General features: G+C 40.6%; 1 protein-coding gene. It reads right to left on the bottom strand.

From position 1 onward, the window contains the following. Positions 1-149: 149 nt before the first annotated feature. Positions 150-1,325, bottom strand: coding sequence for an IS110 family transposase (locus FGQ86_RS16090; RefSeq protein ID WP_138305147.1), 1,176 nt, complete (start codon positions 1,323-1,325; stop codon positions 150-152). Positions 1,326-1,620: the final 295 nt, after the last annotated feature.

Here is a 1,620-nt window from a genome sequence, read left to right as displayed (position 1 = left end):
GAAAGTCTAACTATTAAAAGTCAAGACCTAAAATGAATATTTTGTATGAATTGCAGAAATGCATTTCAAATAAATCAGTACCTTGAAAACTGCATGACAAATAGAGCATCGTTTCCGGTGCTCAAAAAAGGGGGATACATGAGCAAATATTATGCTGCTCTGTTATAAAGCTGCTGTGATTTTTCCAGACGATAAATAACCCGTACCAGTTTCTTGGCAGCATGGGATATAGCAACATTGTAATGCTTCCCTTCTGCACGCTTCTTAGCAAGGTAAGCGGCAAAGGTATTGTCCCATATGCAGACAAATTTTGTGGCATTAAACAGCGCATAGCGCAGATACCGAGAACCACGCTTTTCCATATGGGAATAACTGCTGTCAAGCTGCCCTGATTGATAGGTAGAAGGAGAAAGCCCTGCATAAGCAAGGATCTTATCAGGTGAGCTGAAGCGGTTAAAATCACCAATTTCGGCGATGATCATGGCTCCCATCCGGTAGTTGATCCCGGGAATGGAAGTGATTGGAGAATGAATGTTGTCCATAATGGATTTGATGGAATCTTCTATTTCATTAATTTCAGAACTTAATTCTTGAATAAGCTTAATTGTATGCTTTAATTCGAGAGATTTAGCGGGCATATTTGAACCAATGGATTGCTTGGCAGCATTTCTGATCTCTATAGCTTTTTCCTTGTTATAGTGTCCTTTAGAAGCGCTTTCTAACAGCTTTGTGAGATGTGTCAGATGGCAGGAAGCAATCTGAGAGGCGGAAGGAAGTTCTGAGAGGAGGGTATATACAGAAACCATATGGAGCGTAGGCACAAGTTTTTCCAATTCAGGGAAGAGGATGTTTACGAGCCTGGAGACAGAAGTTTTTAGTTTCGCCCGTTCCTTTACCTTGTCAAACCTGTATCTGGTTAATGACTTAAGTTCTTCGTTGTGATAAGATGTGTCTGAGTAGGACTGTAAGTTTACTCCAGACATCATCATAAGAGCAATCGTATGAGCATCTACCTTATCCGTTTTGGTCTGTCTAAGACTGAGGCTCTTACGGAACAGGTTCGTATGTAAGGGATTGATGACAAAGGTGGGGAGACCTTTATCCATGAGAAATCCTAAGAGATTGTAATTGTAGTGTCCGGTGGCTTCCAGTCCTACTTTTACGTTAGAAAAATCATTTGTAAGGGAAGAAATCTTTTGATAGAGGCTATGGAACCCATCCGCATTGTTAGGAATAGTGAATACGTTAAAAAGTGCTTCACCGTCCGAGTTAGTGATGAAGCAGTCATGCTTGTCTTTAGCGACATCAATACCAACATAAATCATGGCAAATCTCCTTTGAATAAATATGGTGCTGTTTTAGAACCACAGGTGCTCTTCGCAGTTGTGAACTCGTTCTAAATAAACCGTCATGCGGTATCTAACTGATTAACAATCAAACAAAGAGACTGCGGCTGGACACTTTCCGAAACCATCGAGTGGTAGAGAGGTGACACCAGTCCACAGCATCTTATATATCATAGCTGCACCTGTAGAAAAGGTAAAGAATAGCTATGATAGAAATAGTATTAAGACCTTGGAGAGGGTCTATAAACACTACTACTTTATAATACGAGAGAGG

Origin of the sequence: Clostridium sp. BSD2780061688st1 H5 (assembly GCF_005845155.1) — a bacterium.
Classification (GTDB): domain Bacteria; phylum Bacillota; class Clostridia; order Lachnospirales; family Lachnospiraceae; genus Claveliimonas; species Claveliimonas intestinigallinarum.
This window is presented reverse-complemented; position numbering and strand designations above follow the sequence as displayed.